General features: G+C 39.6%; 4 protein-coding genes and 1 pseudogene. All 5 read right to left on the reverse strand.

The window, feature by feature from the left end:
- Window positions 1–180: pseudogene (locus L4C37_RS22220) on the reverse strand (SAM-dependent methyltransferase); the annotation flags it as partial.
- A gap of 124 nt (window positions 181–304) precedes the next feature.
- Complete coding sequence (locus tag L4C37_RS22225) at window positions 305–1,042, reverse strand: SDR family NAD(P)-dependent oxidoreductase (protein WP_372094260.1); 738 nt, start codon at window positions 1,040–1,042, stop codon at window positions 305–307.
- 164 nt (window positions 1,043–1,206) lie between these two features.
- Entirely contained in the window at window positions 1,207–1,602 is a 396-nt protein-coding gene (locus tag L4C37_RS22230; protein WP_429770145.1) for a hypothetical protein, read from the reverse strand.
- Window positions 1,603–1,734: 132 nt separating this feature from the next.
- Window positions 1,735–2,172 (reverse strand): RDD family protein, encoded by a 438-nt coding sequence (locus L4C37_RS22235; RefSeq protein ID WP_429770147.1) that lies wholly within the window; start codon window positions 2,170–2,172, stop codon window positions 1,735–1,737.
- Window positions 2,173–2,322: 150 nt separating this feature from the next.
- Window positions 2,323–2,764, reverse strand: a 442-nt coding sequence (locus L4C37_RS22240) for a GNAT family N-acetyltransferase (protein ID WP_429770149.1), incomplete at its 5' end; no start/stop codon positions are given.

A 2,764-nucleotide genomic window follows, 5' to 3' on the forward strand; every position in this document is an offset into this window, starting at 1 on the left:
ATGAACCTGATAACCCTGTTGTTCTAGGTACTCGATATCACTACCTGTTCCACAACCACAGTCAGTGGCTATTTTAAGGTTTGATTCATTGAGTCTGGATGCAAACTCAGTACGTTTTGAATGTGGGCGAGACAATGCCTTTTCGTAGTACTGGCGCCAAATTTCAGTATTTTCATCCATAAGTTTCTGATTTTCCCTAAAAGTACATAACGCCACGTTAAGGTGTGACAATCGTGTGCCATAATGGTGAGCGAAGCGAAACCGGCACGCGTTTGGAATCACTCTTAAACGTTTTGTTAGCCGTTTATGTCAACGATAACCCACCATCAACTACCAACGTATGCCCTACTATATAGGTAGCCTTGTCTGACAACAAAAATTCAATTGCGTCCACTATTTCACTCGAATTACCAAAGCGCTTCATCGGGACGACTTCTGACACTTCTGAACGGATATTTTCATTTTCAAATTGGCGCTCTTCCCAACGTGGAGTCCATGTTACACCTGGTGCTACCGCATTAATTCGAATACCTAAACTGATACTTTCGAGCGCGACAGAACGTGTTAGCCCTTCAAGAGCATGTTTAGATGCACTATACATTGATGCATTAGGTGTCGGTCTTAGTCCATTAACCGAGCTTACATTCACTATTGCTGAACCTGCCCCCATTAATTTCAATTCTGCTCTGAGGCACAAAGCCTGACAAAAGAAATCAACATTTAGGGTTTCTTTAAGCAATGCTGTGTCAACTTGAGGTAAATAGCCACGTGAAACAAGAGCCGGAGATGCGTTATTCACTGCAATATCCAGTTTCTTGTATTCTGATTCAATATATGAAAATAGACTTTCTAACTGCTGTTCATCTGCGATATCTACAACCCTATGATCCACAGTATTTAAATCCGGGTAATTATCTAGTGCTTCTGCCCACCCGGTTTCAGAGCGAGAACATGTAACCACTTGATACCCCAGTTTCACGAAGCGAAGGACTACTTCTAGCCCAATACCTTTCGAACCACCTGTAACTAAAGCTACTTGCATTTTAGGACTCCTTTCCTCGATATGTATGTTGACGGCTAACGCCCAATTAAGTAGCTGACAACGCTACCAATACACTCAAATTTACCACCTAAATCACTGAAGCTAAACCGAGCTGAAAATGCCAAGCGTTGGCAGTCTGCTTAAATTGCTTGTTATATGCGACGTCATTGGGTCGAGAATAATAGTTTAACTGCCTCTACTACAGCTACGGAGCTTAGAGCTTTTGACTGTTTTATAAACTCATGACCCATTGAATGTTGAAGTGAACTAGGTATTTGATCTAACAATAACAAAGTCTTTGACGTTAAAGTCACACGACCAAAACCTATATCTTGTTCATCTTTAACGAAAATATATCCCGAACGACCCAGCCAATCTACTGTAGAGAAAACGCTTTCACGAGCTTCGTTAGCGACTTCCAATTGTATTTCTTCTGGGTAATACTCCTTTACAGATTGAGCTATTTCATCAGAAAATACATGTATTTCATTGGGAAAACTTGCATAACTTCGCGCAAATATCTCTGCCGTAATCAAGTTGAAAATTTCGATGTTTCTCATATCTTTCCTTAAGCATATAACGCCCAATTAAGTAGCTGACAACGCTACCGTTACATTCAAATTTACCGCCATAATCACTGAAGCTAAACCGAGTTGAAATGCCGAGCGTTGACAGTCTGCTTAAATTGCTTGTTATAACCTTCTCACACGAGTATTGGACAGCGTCTCATGGAAGAACAGCCTCTCTTTATTGAACAAAGGATACAGTAGCCCCAGCCCAAGTGGCAAAATTGACAGGAACTTAGCTATGTTTCGATTGAGTGATTGTTTATAGGTAAGATCATCACCATCTACATCCACAACTTTAATTCTTAAAATTGACTTCCCTAAAGTGTTATTGCTGTTTGATCCTTCAAATATAACAAAGTAAACAACACATAAGATTGAAGCAAAATTTCGTATCACATTTCTTTCTTCTAAAAACATTGCTCTAATGCTAATGTCATTCTTGTTTTCTGTGAACAATCTAAAAGTGTCATCAAATTCCTGGAAATACCAAAAGTATACTGCCACAAATATAGTGATCGGTATTACATCCAGAAAGTAAGCCAATAGCCGTCTAAACTTCATTTACGATTCCAGCTGATTTATCAATTAGTTATAACGCCGCATTAAGTGGTGAGCAACGCAGACCACCAAACCTAAAGTATTGCACCGTAAACACTGAAACTGAAGCAAACCAAAAATGCCGAGCGTTGGGAATCCGTCTTAAATGCTTTGTTATGTGTRGGCTGACTGATACACGTTATTTTCTATTGAAGCCCCTGCAAACTCAAAGGTTAGAAGCCCTATTCGACTCAACCCCAGAKGCTCATAAAATCCATTGGATTCATTTTCAACCCAAGTGTAWAGCCAGTATTTATTACCCAACTGATTTTCGACTTCATTCAAGAGCTTTCGATCTAACCCTTTCCCTTTGAAAGTGTTATCGACATATAGTTTTTCGACTTCAAAGCCATCACTGGACGTTTGATAATGCGATTCAAGATTAACCATTACATAGCCTTGAATAACTTCCTGCTCTTCACTTACAAACACACGATATTTAATCGTATCCAATATTTCTAAGAAGTAGGTTGCAGTGAAAGTAGACAAGACATACTCAGCGTATTCAGTTTTGATACCTTCTCTAGCATATGTGTCTAGCCAGACTTTAATGGAC

It is taken from the genome of Vibrio kagoshimensis (assembly GCF_050337535.1).
Classification (GTDB): domain Bacteria; phylum Pseudomonadota; class Gammaproteobacteria; order Enterobacterales; family Vibrionaceae; genus Vibrio; species Vibrio gallaecicus.